The organism is Actinomyces sp. zg296, assembly GCF_009829695.1.
Classification (GTDB): domain Bacteria; phylum Actinomycetota; class Actinomycetes; order Actinomycetales; family Actinomycetaceae; genus Actinomyces; species Actinomyces marmotae.
The window spans coordinates 275,266-290,659 of the sequence record NZ_VWPG01000002.1 but is presented as its reverse complement, the minus strand read 5'-3'; the positions used below and the strand labels follow the sequence as shown (position 1 = coordinate 290,659).

9 protein-coding genes, 1 tRNA gene and 1 other RNA gene are annotated in these 15,394 nt (G+C 71.8%); 4 read left to right on the top strand and 7 right to left on the bottom strand.

Features of this window, described 5'->3' with window-relative positions:
* Positions 1-13 precede the first annotated feature (13 nt).
* Positions 14-1,459: a glutamate-1-semialdehyde 2,1-aminomutase gene (gene hemL, locus GVV76_RS01540; protein WP_159624455.1), complete on the top strand. Its 1,446-nt coding sequence runs from the start codon at positions 14-16 to the stop codon at positions 1,457-1,459.
* 149 nt (positions 1,460-1,608) lie between these two features.
* On the opposite strand, the gene GVV76_RS01535 is transcribed toward hemL, so the two are convergent.
* From GVV76_RS01535 to ffs, 5 genes are all read right to left on the bottom strand, one after another.
* Entirely contained in the window at positions 1,609-2,688 is a 1,080-nt protein-coding gene (locus GVV76_RS01535; RefSeq protein ID WP_159624453.1) for an aspartate-semialdehyde dehydrogenase, read from the bottom strand.
* On the bottom strand, positions 2,685-4,223 hold the full coding sequence (locus tag GVV76_RS01530) for an aspartate kinase (RefSeq protein WP_159624451.1): 1,539 nt from the start codon (positions 4,221-4,223) through the stop codon (positions 2,685-2,687). Before GVV76_RS01530 ends, GVV76_RS01535 begins: the two co-directional genes overlap by 4 nt.
* 226 nt (positions 4,224-4,449) lie before the next feature.
* Positions 4,450-5,055, bottom strand: a complete 606-nt coding sequence (gene recR, locus GVV76_RS01525) for a recombination mediator RecR (RefSeq protein ID WP_159524629.1) — start codon at positions 5,053-5,055, stop codon at positions 4,450-4,452.
* A gap of 3 nt (positions 5,056-5,058) precedes the next feature.
* A complete protein-coding gene (locus tag GVV76_RS01520) occupies positions 5,059-7,980 on the bottom strand; it encodes a DNA polymerase III subunit gamma and tau (RefSeq protein WP_159624448.1) in 2,922 nt (973 codons plus the stop codon).
* 230 nt (positions 7,981-8,210) lie between these two features.
* An RNA gene (gene ffs / locus GVV76_RS01515) (signal recognition particle sRNA small type) lies at positions 8,211-8,305 on the bottom strand.
* 304 nt (positions 8,306-8,609) lie between these two features.
* On the opposite strand from ffs, the gene GVV76_RS01510 reads away from it, so the two are divergent.
* The 3 genes from GVV76_RS01510 (at position 8,610) to GVV76_RS01500 (ending at position 10,417) form a co-directional block, all read left to right on the top strand.
* Positions 8,610-8,697, top strand: a tRNA-Ser gene (locus tag GVV76_RS01510).
* Between the two features lie 178 nt (positions 8,698-8,875).
* A complete protein-coding gene (locus tag GVV76_RS01505) occupies positions 8,876-9,520 on the top strand; it encodes a septum formation family protein (protein ID WP_159624446.1) in 645 nt (214 codons plus the stop codon).
* A gap of 669 nt (positions 9,521-10,189) precedes the next feature.
* Positions 10,190-10,417, top strand: coding sequence for a hypothetical protein (locus GVV76_RS01500; protein ID WP_159624444.1), 228 nt, complete (start codon positions 10,190-10,192; stop codon positions 10,415-10,417).
* Positions 10,418-12,140: 1,723 nt separating this feature from the next.
* Here GVV76_RS01500 and GVV76_RS01495 read toward each other — a convergent pair.
* Both GVV76_RS01495 and GVV76_RS01490 read right to left on the bottom strand, forming a co-directional pair.
* Entirely contained in the window at positions 12,141-12,899 is a 759-nt protein-coding gene (locus GVV76_RS01495; protein ID WP_159524543.1) for an anaerobic ribonucleoside-triphosphate reductase activating protein, read from the bottom strand.
* Positions 12,900-13,044: 145 nt separating this feature from the next.
* Positions 13,045-15,000 (bottom strand): ribonucleoside triphosphate reductase, encoded by a 1,956-nt coding sequence (locus GVV76_RS01490; protein WP_159624442.1) that lies wholly within the window; start codon positions 14,998-15,000, stop codon positions 13,045-13,047.
* Between the last annotated feature and the right edge of the window lie 394 nt (positions 15,001-15,394).

Sequence of the window (15,394 nt, the reverse complement as noted above, 5' to 3'; positions counted from 1 at the left end):
CAGGAGGCCCGCAATGCCCGACACCACGGCCAACAGCGCCAGCACCGCAGCCAGCCCGACGAGCGCGGCCCTGTTCGAGGCCGCCCGCGCCATCATCCCCGGCGGCGTGGACTCCCCCGTGCGCGCCTTTGGCTCGGTGGGGGGTGCGCCGCGCTTCATCGCCTCGGCCAGCGGGGCCCGCGTGCGCGACGCCGAGGGCCGCGACCTCGTGGACCTCGTGGGCTCCTGGGGGCCGGCGCTCCTGGGTCACGCCCATCCCGAGGTGGTGGCCGCCGTCCAGGAGGCCGCCGCGCGCGGCCTGTCCTTCGGCGCGCCCACCGAATCCGAGACCATCCTGGCCGGGCTCGTGCGCGAGCGCGTCCCCGCGGCGGAGCGCGTGCGCTTCGTGTCCACCGGAACCGAGGCGACGATGACGGCGATCCGCCTGGCGCGCGGCGCCACGGGCCGCGACACCGTCGTCAAGTTCGCCGGCTGCTACCACGGGCACAGCGACGGCCTCCTGGCGGCGGCGGGCTCGGGCGTGGCCACGGGCGGGCTGCCGGGCAGCGCGGGCGTGCCGGCGGGGATCACGGCGCTGACGATCGTCCTGCCGTACAACGACATCGCCGCCCTCCAGGAGTGCTTCGCCGAGCGCGGGAGCGAGATCGCCGCGGTCATCGTGGAGCCGGCCCCGGCGAACATGGGGATCGTCCCGCCCGCTCCCGGGTTCAATGAGGAAATCCGCCGCCTGACCGCCGCCAACGGCGCGCTCATGATCGCCGACGAGGTCCTCACCGGCTTCCGGGTGGGGCCCGCCGGCTTCTGGGGCCTGGAGGCGATCGACGGCTGGTCCACCGATCTCCCGGATGGCGGCGCGGGGGTCGCGGCCGCGCCATCGTGGCCCGGGGCCGACTGGCGGGAGCGGGCCGCCTGGGTGCCGGACCTGCTGACCTTCGGGAAGGTGATCGGCGGGGGGATGCCGCTGGCCGCCGTTGGCGGGCGCGCGGATGTCATGGATCTGCTGGCCCCGATCGGGCCCGTCTACCAGGCCGGGACCCTCTCGGGGAATCCGCTGGCGACGGCGGCCGGGATCGCGACCCTGCGACTGGCCGACGACGCCGTCTACACCTCCGTGGCCTCCGCCTCCGCGCGGATCCAGGCGGTGGTCTCCGAGGCGCTGACCGCTGAGGGCGTGGCGCACCGGGTCCAGCGCTCCGGCTCGCTGTTCTCGATCATGCTGGGCGCGGATGCGGCCGAGCGCGGGGTGCGGGACTTCGCGCAGGCGCAGGCCCAGGAGGCACACCGCTTCCCACCGTTCTTCCATGCCTTCCTCGACGCCGGGGTGGCGCTGCCGCCCAGCGTCTTCGAGGCCTGGTTCCTCTCCGCCGCGCACGGCGCGCCGGAGATCGAGGCCATCGCGGCCGCCGCCCCCGCCGCGGCGCTGGCCGCTGCGAGCGCCCGCCCTGGCCGCGGTCAATGAGATTGGCGAGGTTTGAGGATTCCTTTTTCTGACACCACGCGAGATCGTTTATTTTCGCTGGTCAGAGGCCTATGGCTGCCCACGGGCCAGGAGCATCGGCCCTCAGGGGCCCGAGCAATCCTCAAACCTCGCCACTTCACCCCGCTGGCTCAGGCCCGCAGCTCCGCGGCGACCAGCTCGGCGAGCTCGACGGCGTTGAGGGCGGCGCCCTTGCGCAGGTTGTCCCCCACGACGAAGAACTGGAGGCCATGGCCGGGCTCGAAGGCCTGGTCAGCGCGCAGGCGGCCCACGAAGGTGCCATCGCGGCCCGCCCCCTTGAGGGGGCTGGGGACGTCCTCGTAAGTGACACAGGGCGCGGCCTCAAGCAACTCACGGGCCCGCTCCACGCTGATCTCCCGCTCAAACTCCGCGTTGACGCTCAGCCCGTGCCCTGAGAACACGGGGATGCGCACGCAGGTGCCAGAGACCAGCAGGTCCGGGATCTCCAGGATCTTGCGAGACTCGTTGCGCAGCTTCTGCTCCTCATCAGTCTCGCCGGAGCCGTCGCCCGCGTCACCGCCAGCCCATGCCACGGCGTTGAAGGCGATGGTGTCCACGTACACGCCCGGCTCCGGGAAGTCCACGGCGCGCCCATCAAGGGCCAGGCCCTCCAGGTCCTGGTCGACGACGGCGCGCACCTGGCCCGCCAGCTCGGCGACACCCGCGCGCCCGGAGCCGGAGACGGCCTGGTAGGTGGACACGATGAGCCTCTTGAGACCGGCCTCCTCGTGAAGCACCTTAAGGGCCGGCATGGCGGCCATGGTGGTGCAGTTGGGGTTGGCGATGATGCCCTTGGGGCGGGTTGCCAGCGCGTGCGGGTTGACCTCGGAGACCACGAGCGGCACCTCGGGGTCCTTCCTCCAGGCTGAGGAGTTGTCGACGACGACAGCGCCGGCCGCGGCGAAGCGGGGGGCGTGCTCGCGGCTGGCGGCCCCGCCGGCGGAGAAGATGGCGACGTCGATCCCCGCCAGATCCGCGGTGGCGACGTCCTCGACCTCGACCCTCTTGCCGCGGAACTCCACGATCGTCCCCGCGCTGCGGGCCGAGGAGAAGAAACGGATGGCGCGGGCCGGGAAGTCGCGCTCCTCCAGCATGGCGCGCATGACGCGCCCCACCTGGCCGGTGGCCCCCACGACGGCGACGACGACCCCGTCACCCGATCCAATGTACTCGTTGACTGGGGCGCTCATCGGCCGGTCCCTCCGTAGACGACTGCTTCCGCGGCATCGGCGTCGAGGCCGAAGGCGGTGTGAACTGCTCGGACGGCGTCGTCGAGGACGGCGTCATCCACCACCACGGAGATGCGGATCTCAGAGGTGGAGATCATGTGGATGTTGACCCCCGTCTCGGACAGGGCGTTGAACAGGCGGGCGGAGACGCCGGGGTTGGATCGCATACCGGCGCCGACCAGGGAGAGCTTGCCGATATCCGGGTTGAAGTGCAGGGATCGGAAGCCGAGCTCCTCCTTGGCGGTCTCCAGGGCCTCGCGGGCGGCGGCGGAGTCTCCGTCGGGGCAGGTGAAGGAGATGTTCGTCAGGCCCGTGCCCTCGGCGGAGACGTCCTGGACGATCATGTCGATGTTGGCGTCGGTTCCGGCCACGATAGCGAAGATTCGGGCGGCGGCGCCGGGGACGTCGGGCACGCCGACCAGGGTGATCTTGTCCTGGCTGCGGTCGTGCGCGATCCCAGAGATGACGGGGGCTTCCACGTGGTCCTCCTTGGCGGACGGGCGGGGCCGGGCCTCGGCCCGGGTGGTGATGGCGTGGCGGTGGGCGGCGTCGACGCTGGCCGATGAGGGGGCCCCGGTGCCCTCGGGGGCGACCACGCGGCCCGACAGGCCGTCGAGGATCGGGGCCTCGGCCGCGCTGGGCGCGGGGCGGGGCTGGCGCTCCGCGGCGTCGGCTGCGCCGGCGGCGTCGGCTGACTCAATGTCCGCGGCGACGACCTCGTTGAGGCGCTCGGCGGCGGCCGGCGGCACGAAGGCGCCGGGGCGGGTGCCGTCGTAGATCCAGGTTCCGGTCTTGTCCGAGAAGGAGGAGCGCACATGAAGGGGCACTCCGAAGCGGCGGGCGTACTCGACGGCGCGCAGGTGGAGGATCTTGGCGCCGTGGGCGGCGAGCTCAAGAGTCTCCTCACTGGAGAGCGACTCGACGCGCCGGGCCGTGGGGACGATCCGGGGGTCGGCGGTGAACAGGCCGTCCACATCGGTGTAGATCTCGCAGACGTCGGCGTTGAGGGCGGCGGCCAGCGCGACGGCGGTGGTGTCCGAGCCGCCGCGGCCCAGCGTGGTGACATCCTCGACCTCATTGATGCCCTGGAAACCGGCCACGATGGCGATGGCTCCGGTCTGGATGGCGCGGGCGACGCGCTCGGGGAGGACGCCGACGATGGAGGCCCGCCCGTACTTGGAGTCGGTGAGCACGCCGGCCTGGGCGCCGGTGTAAGCGCGCGCGGGCACGCCGAGCTCGTCGATGGCCATGGCCAGCAGCGCCATGGAGATGCGCTCGCCGGCGGACAGCAGGATGTCCATCTCGCGCGCCGGGGGCGTGGCGGTCAGGGCGGCGGCCTGGTCGAGGAGCTCGTCAGTGGTGTCGCCCATGGCGGAGACGACCACCACCACCGTGTTGCCGGCCTCGCGCGTGGCGACGACACGCTTGGCGACGCGTCGAATCGCCTCGATGTCAGCGACGGATGATCCGCCGTACTTCTGGACGACCAGGGCCATCGGGTTCTCCTCACCTCGGGGCCGCGCCGCTACGGCTGGGCGTGGCCAGGGCCCGCGGGGCCCCTCGGCTCGGCCCACGACGGCGTGGCGTGAGGCCAGCATACGGCCGGTCCGATGACCGGCCGGTTACGTCCCCCATGGTGGGACCGGGGTGGGAGGAGGCCGTGCCCCCGGCGCTGCCGTCGTCGCCGGCGATGCGGGAGCGGATGAGAGTGGCGGGATGGGGTCACTCGACGCGGCGACGGCCCTCGAAGGCGCGACCGAGCGTGACCTCGTCGGCGTACTCCAGGTCGGATCCCACGGGCAGGCCCGAGGCGAGTCGGGAGACGGGTACGTCCATGGTGCGCAGCATCCGGGTGAGATAGGCGGCGGTGGCCTCCCCGACGACGTCGGGATCCGTGGCCAGGATGACCTCCTCGACCTCCCCGGAGCCCAGGCGGGCGAAGAGCTCGCGCACGCGCAGGTCATCCGGGCCCACCCCACTGATGGGGTCGATGGCGCCGCCGAGCACGTGGTAGAGGCCCCGGTACTCGCGGGTGCGCTCGATGGCGACGACGTCCTTGGGCTCCTCGACCACGCAGATCACTCGGCCGTCGCGGCGGGGGTCGCGGCAGATCGCGCACTGCTCGGATTCGGCGATGTTGCCGCAGGTGGCGCAGAATCGCACGCGCGCCTTAACGGCTCGCAGGGCGTCGATGAGCCGCTCGACCGAGGCCGAGTCGGCGGCCAGGATGTGGAAGGCCATGCGCTGGGCAGATTTGGGACCGACGCCGGGAAGCTCGCCGAACTCGTCGATGAGGTCCTGGACGGCGCCTTCGTAGACAGCGGGCACGCCTCAGCGTCCTTCCTGAGTGACAGTGACCTCTTCCAGGACGGTGGCGCCCAGAAGCCGCTTGACGACCTCGAGGCCCACGACGCCGGCCTCCTCGGCGTCCTCATCATCCTCGCTGGGGGTGTCGTCCTCCGGGGAGACGGCCGGCGCGCCGGCGCCTCCGGGGGCGCCCAGCGCACTGGTGCCCGCGGCGGCGCCCGCCTGCCCCGACCGGTTCTGGCCGGGCAGGGCCTGGCCGCGGGCGGCGGCACGCGCGGCGGCAACGGCAGCGGAGACGCTGGGAGCGGGCGTCCAGGTGTCCGCGTCCTCGGGGGCGGCGCCCTCGTCCGCGGGCTCGTCGGGGATGGGCACGCCGTCGGAGAAGGAGGAGGGGCCGTCCCAACTGACCGTCGGGCGCGGGATCTCGGGCAGGGCGTGGAGGCGGTGGACGGTGGCCAGCGGGGCGTCGTCCTCAAGGGAGGGGGAGTCCGGGGTCGGGACGGCGGCGGGCTCCGCGGGGGCCTCGGGCGGGGGAGCGTCCCAGGCGCGGCCCACGGGGGCGGCCGAGGGCCGCGGAGCGGAAGCGGGCGACTCCGCCCGCGGCGCGGCGGCTGGTGACACCGGCTCAGACTTGGCGGCCGCGAGTGCGCCACCGGGGATAGCAACCTCGCCCCACCCGTCGTCGCCGACGGCGCGGGCGGGCGGGACGGGCGCGGACGGCGGCGCGGGGGCGCTGGGCTCCCCCGGTGACGGCGCACTCCCGCTCGGGCTGCTCGGCGCTCCGCCCCGGCCGGGAGCGCTGGATTCGGGGTTGAGGCCCCTCGGGGGCTCGGGGGCCTCGCCCATCGGGGGTTCCGGCCCGAAGGGGGCGGGCTCATCCCAGGCGGTGGGGGCGGCCTGTCGGCTGGGGCGCCCAGCCGGAGCGGCGGGGGCGCTCTGGGCGCCGCGCGGACCGCGCGGCGCCGAGGCGCGGTCCGGGCCTCCCGGGCCCCCGGGGCCTCCCGGGCCACCGGGGCCTCGGCTGGGCCCACCGCCCTGCCCGGCCGGGCCTGCTGGGCCCGCCCCATCACCGCCGGCGACAACGGCGCTCACCTGGAGTTCGAGGCCGAGGGCCTGGTGGATGGCAGCGGCGAGGATGGGACCGTGCCCACCGTTATCGAAGGCGCCGACGAGACCGGGCGCGGAGAACAGGAGCGTGAGGGTGCCACCACTGATGGGCCCCGGCTGGGCGTTGGGGCCGACGAGCGCCCACGTGGCGCGGCGCGAGCGCTTCGCCGCGTCGAGCACTTCCTCCCAGCGCGCGCGCAGCATCTCGGCATCAGCGGCGCCGGGGCCGGCTGGCGCGGCGGGAGCCGATGGCGCGACTGGGTGGGATGCGTCGGAGGGGGCGGACGGCGCTCCGGGCCGGGCCGCCTCACCCCAGCCATCGATAGGAGCCGATGGCTCCGCGGCCGAGGGCGCCATGGGCGCGCTCGCCGCCTGGGAGGCGGCGGAAGCCGCGGGGGCGGCTGGCGCACCTGCGCCCCTGCCGGGCGCTGCCGGGGCCTCCCAGTCGATGGCGATCGGCCGGGCGGGCTCCGGCTCGTGCGCAGCCGCGGGTTGGGCGACGCTCTGGGCGGGCGCAGCTGGCGCGGCAGGCGCACCGGGAGCGGAGGGCGCCGATGGCCCCTGGACCGCTGAGGCCGCGCGCTGCGCGATCTGGGCGGCCAGCTCCCGGCCTGAGCCGGCCTGGGGGGCCTGTGCCGCCCCACCGGGTGCGCCGCCCGGCTGGCCCGGCCGCCCTGGTAGCCCAGGCGTTCCAGCGGTGCCCGTGCGCGCCGTCGGGCCCTCCGCCGCACCAGCGCGCTGGGATGGGATGAGCAGGCGCGCCATGAGGAGCTCGAGCTGGAGCCTCGGAGAGGTGGCGCCGACCATCTGGCCGAGGGCCTGGGCCGTGAGGTCGGCCGCGCGGGAGAGGCCGGCGGCGCCGACGGTGCGGGCCTGGACCTCCATGCGCGCCAACTGGTCCGCAGGCAGGGAGCCCAGCGCGGGCCCTGCCTCGGGGCCGGCCAGGGCGATGACGAGTAGGTCGCGCAGCCGCTGGAGGAGGTCCTCGACGAACCTGCGCGGGTCGTGCCCGGAGGCGATCACCCGGTCCACGACGCGGAAGACACCCGCGCCGTCGGCCCCGGCGATGGCATCCACGCAACTGTCCAGGAGGGTGACGTCCGTGTACCCCAGGAGGGCGACGGCGCGCTCGTAGTCGACAGCGCCGTCGATGGCGCCGCCGATGAGCTGGTCCATGACGGACAGGGTGTCGCGCACGGAGCCGCCTCCGGCCCGCACGACGAGCGGGTAGACGCCCGGGCCGACGCGCACTCCCTCGGCGTCGCACAGGTGCGCGAGGTAGGCCTCCAGGATGTCCGGGGGGACGAGGCGGAAGGGGTAGTGGTGGGTGCGCGAGCGGATGGTGCCGATGACCTTCTCCGGCTCGGTGGTGGCGAAGATGAACTTCACGTGCGCCGGGGGCTCCTCGACGAGCTTGAGCAGGGCGTTGAAGCCCTGGGGGGTGACCATGTGGGCCTCGTCGAGAATGAAGATCTTGTAGCGGTCCCGGGCGGGGGCGAAGGCGGCGCGCTCGCGCAGGTCGCGGGCGTCGTCGACGCCGTTGTGGGACGCGGCGTCGATCTCGACAACGTCGAGGCTGCCGGGGCCGCCGGTGGCCAGGTCGCGACAGGAGGGGCAGACCCCGCAAGGGGTGTCGGTGGGGGCCTGCTCGCAGTTGAGGCAGCGGGCGAGGATGCGGGCAGAGGTGGTCTTGCCGCAGCCGCGCGGGCCGGAGAAGAGGTAGGCATGGGTGACGCGGTCGCCGCGCAGGGCCGCCATGAGGGGGGCGGTCACGTGGTCCTGCCCGATGACGTCCTGGAAGGCGTCCGGGCGGTAGCGGCGGTAGAGCGCGGTGGTCACCCTCCGACTCTAAACGGGAGGGCTGACACCGCGCGAGGCGAATGGAGCGATCAGGGACGAGCGGTGCCGAGCAGCGCCGCATCCATGCCCACAGGCGCCATCGGCGCCCGCCGGTGCCATCGGCACCCACAGGCGCGGGCAGGACGCACCAGTCGGAGCGAACGGCACCGCTCGGTGCGCGACGCACCGCTCAATCACCGCGCCATTCCTGCCGGCCACCGCGCCCGGCACGTGAGGACCCCCCGTGCACCCGCCAGAGCCCGCTTACCCTTGCTACCTTCCGGTCCTGGGGGATTCGCTGGATGACGCCGCACGAGGGGCCGGGGAACACCATACCCGACGTCGCCCCGCCCCGTCGCCCCCAACTCCCCCGCTCCCATGCCGGGCTGTGGTGTCGGATCGCCGCGGCGAGACGAGCGCGCCTCGACCGCGGGCCACCCCCCGGCGCCCACAGGACCGCCGCTACGGACGCTCGCCAGACCCGACTGCCGGAGGAGTCCGCCCCCGAGCCCTTGACGATGCGCGTGACCGATCCCACCGGCGCCAGGACCAGGCCGAGTGGCGCCGATCCGGAGTGGTCGGTATATTCGCCTTCCGTTGCACGTGGCCGCTGGCCGCGTGGAGCGCCTGGAGGATTCGCCTAGTGGCCTATGGCGCACGCTTGGAAAGCGTGTTGGGTGCAAGCCCTCGGGGGTTCGAATCCCCCATCCTCCGCCACAAGGACCGGAGCCGTCGATCAATCGCGGCGCCGGTTCTTCTGCTCATCCCTCACGCCGACCCCCGAGCGCCACCCGGGAGCCGGGCAGGTGTCCGCGCTTGTCGGCACACTGGAGTGACATGCGCATGGGCATCGCAGCCCATGGAATAGTTGGTCAGCGCTTGTCATGCTTCTGTCATGAAAAAGACCACACACGCCCTCATCATCCCCGCCGCCTTCCTGCTCACCGCCGGGCTCGCCGCCTGCGGAGACGCCCCTGCCACCACCATCGGCACTCCGCCGCCCACCACGCAGGAAGCGCCCACCACACAGGCGCCCCCTCCCGCGCAGGCGACGCCCAACGCACAGGAGAGCCCTCGGCTAGGCATCCCCGCCGTCCGCGCCACCAAGAAAGCTGGTGGCGGCAGCACCAGCAAGCCGGGCTCCGGCAGCGGGAGGCTGGGAGTCGTCAACCACACCAAGCTCCGGGTCGGCGATTGCTTCAACGATCTCGGAAATAATCCGAACGAGGTCGAAGACATCGAGCTCGTCTCCTGCGACAGCCCGCATATGAACGAGGCCTACCACACCGTCGTCCTCAAGGACGCCACGTACCCCTCCTATCCCACCACCAGCGAGTGGCCCGAGGTGCTCCGCAGTTCCTGCAACTCCGCCTTCAAGAGTTACGTCGGCATCGACCGGGACTCCTCCACCACCTACCGCCCTCACGCCTTCTACCCGAGCGCGCAGAACTGGGCGCAGGGCGACCGAACCATCAGCTGCCTCATCACCAGCAAGGACGGCAACCCCCTGACCGGCTCCGCCGCCGCCACCATGAAGTAGCCCGCGTCAGCAGGACGCTCACGTCGGCCACCCAGACACCACCATCGCCCGCGTCGCGCGGAACCTCCAACGGTGGTCTCACCGAGCCCTATAACGACATGAGGGCGCGATGAGGGCCCGGCCTGCTCGGCGCGGCCGGCAGGACCGAAGGCGCGCCAAGGCGCCTCGCCAATGCCCTCGCGCGCGAGCCCGGCCCGGCGACTCGAGGTCGGAGTCGCTTGCTGGGAGCAACTCCACCAGGGCGCTCGGAGGGCCCCGCCGGGCCCCCGCCCGCGTGAAGCGCACTACCGCCCCGGCCAGTGGGGACGGCACGCTCAGGGCCATGCTCACACCGACTTTCCGTTGCGAACACGTCGAGGCCCACGACTGGCGCCGCCTCGAATGTGCATGGGGCTCGTGATTGCACATTCGAGGCCCGGCACCCGCGCGCCCCACCACGCCATTTCAACGATTCACCACGCGCGCCCCCACCCGAGCGTGCCGAATCGCCCAGAACCCTCTCACAGGGGCGCGCAACGCCGGCCAATGGGGTCTCAAGCCCGCTGGTCGGGCTTCCCGCCATGACCAGCACACATAGCACCACTATCGCCCGCGCCGAGGAGGCCCCGGCGCCAGTAACCCGGGCACCGCCTCCCACGCACCGCCTTCCTCCGCCTCCCACGCGTCTCCTTGGACATCGCCGTCTCCGACGCCACGGCCGTGCGCCGCGCCCCCGCCTCCAGCCAGTTGGGCCTCAGCATCACCACCAAGCTCAGCGACATCGCCTCGGCCAGCGTCTCCGCCCTCGCCATCAACGGCGCTCACCACGGCTTCCACGAGACCGGCGCCCTCACCCACAACGGCATGACCTACCACGCCCCACCCGCGCGACCGGGGAGGGAGTTCGGGTACGCGTAGTCGGTGGGATCAGGCCGCACCCCCGCCCACGCGACCGGGGAGGGAGCACGTCGCCTCACGCGCAATCGACGCAACTGCCCCACCGCCCGCGCGGCCAAGGGCCGACGCCCCGGTGAGGGGATAGTAGGGAACGGGGCCCCCACCCGCGCGACCGGGGGCCGACGAGGTCCGCACCGAAGCCGATAGACAGCACAGGCCCGCCGATGTCGCCGCCGTTGCGACCCGGGCGCGCCGGACGCGGCGCATAACGCTCGGCGTGCGCCACCTCACCAGCCCGGTACCGCTGCGCAGCCGCCTCGGCGCCCCGGGATCACGGCGCCCGCCCTGCTGTTCCAGAGCACGACCCGCCGGGCGCTCGGCGACACCCAGACCGGGCTGCGCGGCCACCCCGCCGGGGCGCTCAACTGGCCGCAGCGGCGCCCGGGGCCGCGCGAGTACGAACCCAGTGCCCTGCTGCGCGCCCCGGAGCCCGGGATGGCCGCGGAGGAGGTGGAGATCACCACCGTCTACGTGCCAGGAGGTCAGCCACTTCCGGCCCATCGCCGACTCGGCCCGCATCTACGCCCCGCCGCTGCGGTTCATCGCCTCCCCTATGAGCCGCTTCGCCATCGACTGGGCAACTGTCAGGGCGCTCTTCGCGATAACTGGGAACCCGCTGGCGGCGACCGTTGGGGCGCGCCCGGGGCGCGCGGAGTGGGGCTCGCGGAGTGGGGCTCGCGGGCGCCAGGGGAATGCCGGGCGGGAAGCGCCGAGCCCCGGTCCTGCCGTTCAGGGCGACAGGACCGGGGCTCGGTCCGAACCGATGACCAATCAGAGATCCTCAGGGTCGGCCATCGGGTCGGTGCGCATCTTCAGGGGACGCGGCTCATGTCACGGCGCGCGTGCCGCTGATTCCTACAGGGACCAGGATCCAGGGAGATCAGGGTCAGGGACCAGGGACAAGATCCTGGGATAGGAATCGGGCTGCGCGGGTACTCGAGGAGCGAGCGGAGGTGTGCGATTGACTTGGCGGATCCCCCATGTGATCCAACTCGCCATCACCTTCCTGTGTTCACCATCCTTTCGCTTCTCCGTGTTCGTGACATCGTGCGGGGTTCGGGGTGCCCCGCGACGACCCAAAGACTATGTGGAGCGCCGCGGCTCTGCAAGTACCCTACCAATCGTTACATCCCGAGAGGAAGATCTTCAGAGTTTTTGCCTCTGAACTGGGGGTTCAGCCTCCCGCGCGGGCGCTTCCGCGCCTCGATGACACTGAAACGTTGTCAGATATGACATTTCAGACCTCCAAACGAGATCGGTCCTTAAGAGCACCGAGACCATTGTTTCCCAGGCGATACCGGGTCTTGCCGCCCCTGAGACACTCCGTTTCCCGCCCGAGATCAGGCGTGTCCCGCCCGAGATCGCTGTAGCCGCGCCGCGACCGCTCCTTGCCATCGCCGAGACATACCGGGGTCGAATCCCTCTCCCACGCCACCGGACCGCGAGCGGGACGGAACAGTCCCTCACGCCCCCGCGCTGCGCCCTCAGCCCCGAGAAACCGTCTCAGCCCGGCCTTGCGCCCTCATCCTCGCGGTTTGAGACCGTACCGTGGGGGCGAGGAACGAGCGGCGCCCCTCGACACCACACCTGAGACTGTCGAAGGACCTGGTCGCCGCATCCGCGACCATCATGCTGCTGCGCATCCTCACCGGCGGGCCGGACGACTGATACTCGATCCCGCGCCTCAGGCCGGCCGGTAGGTGAAGCGCTCCCAGCCCAGGGCCTCGATGGCCTCCGCCATGCGCTCGCACTGAGCGTCCCAGCCGGAGGCGACTACGTCGAAGGCCCCGCTCGTCCCCTCCCCGCGCGCCTGCTGGAGGGCGTAGACCCGCGCCCCGGCGCCGTGGACGCGGCGGGCGACCTCGACGGCGTCGTCGGCTGTGACATCCCCGGGCACAACGGTGGTGCGCACCTCCAGATCCGCGCCGGAGGCGAGCAGCACCTCAAGCGAGTCCCACGCCTTGCGCGCGGCGTTCGGCCGGCCCACCACCTGCTCGTAGTGGCCGGGCAGGGCCTTGACGTCCAAGCCCACCCAGTCGACGAGCCCATCGCCCACCAGATCCCGCAGGCGGCGCGGATACATGCCGGCCGTGTGCAGGCCCACGCCGAAGCCCATGCCCCTGACCTCGCGGGCGGCGTCGGCCAAGGCGTCCTGGCGCAGCGCCTCGCCGCCGGTGAAGACGACGCCGTCGAGCAGCCCCCGCCGCCGGCTGAGCAGGTCACGGACCTCCTGCCAGGCGACAGTGCCCGGGGCACGGGTGTCGATGAGGTCGCGGTTGTGGCAGTAGAAGCAGTTCCAGGGGCAGCCCTGGCAGAACACTGTGGCCACGAGGCGGTCCGGCCAGTCGACAGTGCTCATGGGCACCAGCCCCGCGATCACCAGGGAATCAGCGGGACCGGCGGGCCGCGGGGAAGGACCATCGGGAGTGCTGGCGCAAGGCATGAGGGAACTACTTCCGTCGCCGAACGAGGGCAGGTGGGATGAGCGCCCCGAAGGCGTGGCGGGGCTGGCGGGAGCGACGCGAGGGACGAGCGGCGCGGATGGCAGCCGAGCGGCCCTCATCCCACGCGCCCGCCCTCGCGGGCCCTCACGCGCTCACCGCGGTCAGCCGGGAGGCTACGGGGCCGTGCCCGGCGGCGGCGCCCTCGGTGAACATCCGGCGCTCGGCGTACTCGCCCTTCTTGCCGATGTTGAAGGAGCGCACGGGCCGGAAGTAACCCATGACGCGGGTCCAGACCTCGCACTCGGTGGGCTCGGCGTCGGGGTGGAGGGCGGAGCACTTCTCACAGGTGGCGTGCTCGCCGGGCAAGTAGCCGTGGACCGGGCAGATGGAGAAGGTGGGAGTGATGGTGATGTACGGGGTGCGGAACGCCGTGAGCGAGCGGCGCACGAGCTCCTTGCAGGCCGCGGCCGAGGAGACGCGCTCGTTCATGTACAGGTGCAGGACGGTGCCGCCGGTGTACTTGGTCTGCAGCTCCTCCTGCATCTCCTGGGCGGCGAAGGGGTCGTCCGTGTAACCCACCGGCAACTGCGAGGAGTTCGTGTAGTAGGGGTTGGTGGGGGTGCCGGCCTGGAGGATGTCCGGGAAGCGGCGCAGATCCTCCTTGGCGAAGCGGTAGGTGGTGCCCTCGGCGGGGGTGGCCTCGAGGTTGTAGAGGTGCCCGGTGGCCTCCTGGAACTCCACCATGCGCTCGCGCACGTGGTCGAGGATCCGCGCGCACATGGCGTGGCCGCGCAGATCGGTGATGTCGTAGGCGTTGGCCGTGAAGTTGCGGACCATCTCGTTCATGCCGTTGACGCCGATGGTGGAGAAGTGGTTGTCGAGGGTGCCCAGCCAGCGCTTGGTGAAGGGGAACAGGCCGGTGTCGATGTGGTGCTGGATGACGGCGCGCTTGAGCTCGAGGGTGTCGCGGCCCAGCTCCATGAGGTGGTCGAGGGCGGCGACCAGGCCCGCCTCGTCACCGGCGTGGAGGTAGCCCAGCCGCGCCATGTTGATGGTGACGACGCCGACGCTTCCGGTCTGCTCGGCAGACCCGAACAGACCGTTGCCGCGCTTGAGCAACTCGCGCAGGTCGAGCTGGAGGCGGCAGCACATGGAGCGGATCATGCCGGGGTCGAGCTCGGAGTTGATGAAGTTCTGGAAGTAGGGCAGGCCGTACTTCGCGGTCATGGCGAACAGCCGCTCGGCGTTATCCGACTCCCAGTCGAAGTCCTTGGTGATGTTATAGGTGGGGATGGGGAAGGTGAAGACGCGCCCGTCGGCGTCACCATCGGTCATGACCTCCATGAAGGCGCGGTTGATCATGCCCATCTCCTCGGCGAGGTCGCCGTAGGTGAAGTCGCAGAGCGCGTCGCCGACCAGGGGGCGCTCATCGGCGAGGTCGGCGGGGCAGGTCCAGTCGAAGGTGAGATTGGTGAAGGGCGTCTGCGTGCCCCAGCGCGATGGCACGTTGAGGTTGAAGATGAGCTCCTGCATCCCCTGTCGGACCTCCTCGTAGGTCATGGAATCGAGGCGGACGAAGGGGGCCATGTAGGTGTCGAAGGAGGAGAACGCCTGGGCGCCGGCCCACTCGTTCTGCAGGGTGCCCAGGAAGTTGACGATCTGCCCGACGGCGGAGGAGAAGTGGCGCGGCGGGTTGCAGGCGATCTTGCCGGGGATGCCATTGAAGCCCTGCTGGAGGAGGGACTTGAGCGACCAGCCGGCGCAGTACCCGGCGAACATGTCGAGGTCGTGGATGTGCAGGTCACCCTCACGGTGGGCCTGGCCGGCCTCGCGGGAGTAGATCTGGCTCAGCCAGTAGTTGGCGATGATCTTCCCGGAGGTGTTGAGGATCATCCCGCCCAGCGAGTAGCCCTGGTTGGCGTTGGCGTTGACGCGCCAGTCGGAGCGGTCCAGGTACTCGGTGATGGTGGCCACGGCGTCGACGACGGGACGATCGCCTCCTGCCACAGCGGAGTCGGCGGCGCCTTGGGCCACGAGCTCGGGACGGGCCGCGAGGGGCTCGGTAAGGTGGGCGGACTGGTTCTCGGACTGTGCGGGCACTGCTCTCTCCCTCGTCTGTGCTGTCTGCGATGACGCTCGCGAGCCTCGCGCGGCTGCCACGCGGCCGACCCTACCCCCGAATCACATCCATGCAACCCGATATATGGGCATATTGCCCCCATCGACCACAACATCTTGTGGTTTCATCCGGCTATGAGGTAGCGCCTCTCACGCCGATAGTCATTGACTTTTCAGTGAGATGGCAGGGGAACCCAGCAGCGGGGAGAAGCGGTCAGCAACCGATGTGAGATGCACAGATTGAGGCGTGCGCCACAAATCCGGACGGCGTGTCGGTCGATGTGGCGCGGTTTGAGGATTCCTTTTCCTGACGGTCCGTCATGTCCTGCATTGTTGCAGGTCAAAGACCGGTGCCGAGATGCCTGCGGGGCGATAC

What these genes read in the sequence shown, in the direction of transcription:
- hemL (WP_159624455.1), top strand. Translation starts at nt 14, where the DNA reads ATGCCCGACACCACGGCCAACAGCGCCAGCACCGCAGCCAGCCCGACG.
- GVV76_RS01535 (WP_159624453.1), bottom strand. Translation starts at nt 2,688, where the DNA reads ATGAGCGCCCCAGTCAACGAGTACATTGGATCGGGTGACGGGGTCGTC.
- GVV76_RS01530 (WP_159624451.1), bottom strand. Translation starts at nt 4,223, where the DNA reads ATGGCCCTGGTCGTCCAGAAGTACGGCGGATCATCCGTCGCTGACATC.
- GVV76_RS01505 (WP_159624446.1), top strand. Translation starts at nt 8,876, where the DNA reads ATGAAAAAGACCACACACGCCCTCATCATCCCCGCCGCCTTCCTGCTC.
- GVV76_RS01495 (WP_159524543.1), bottom strand. Translation starts at nt 12,899, where the DNA reads ATGCCTTGCGCCAGCACTCCCGATGGTCCTTCCCCGCGGCCCGCCGGT.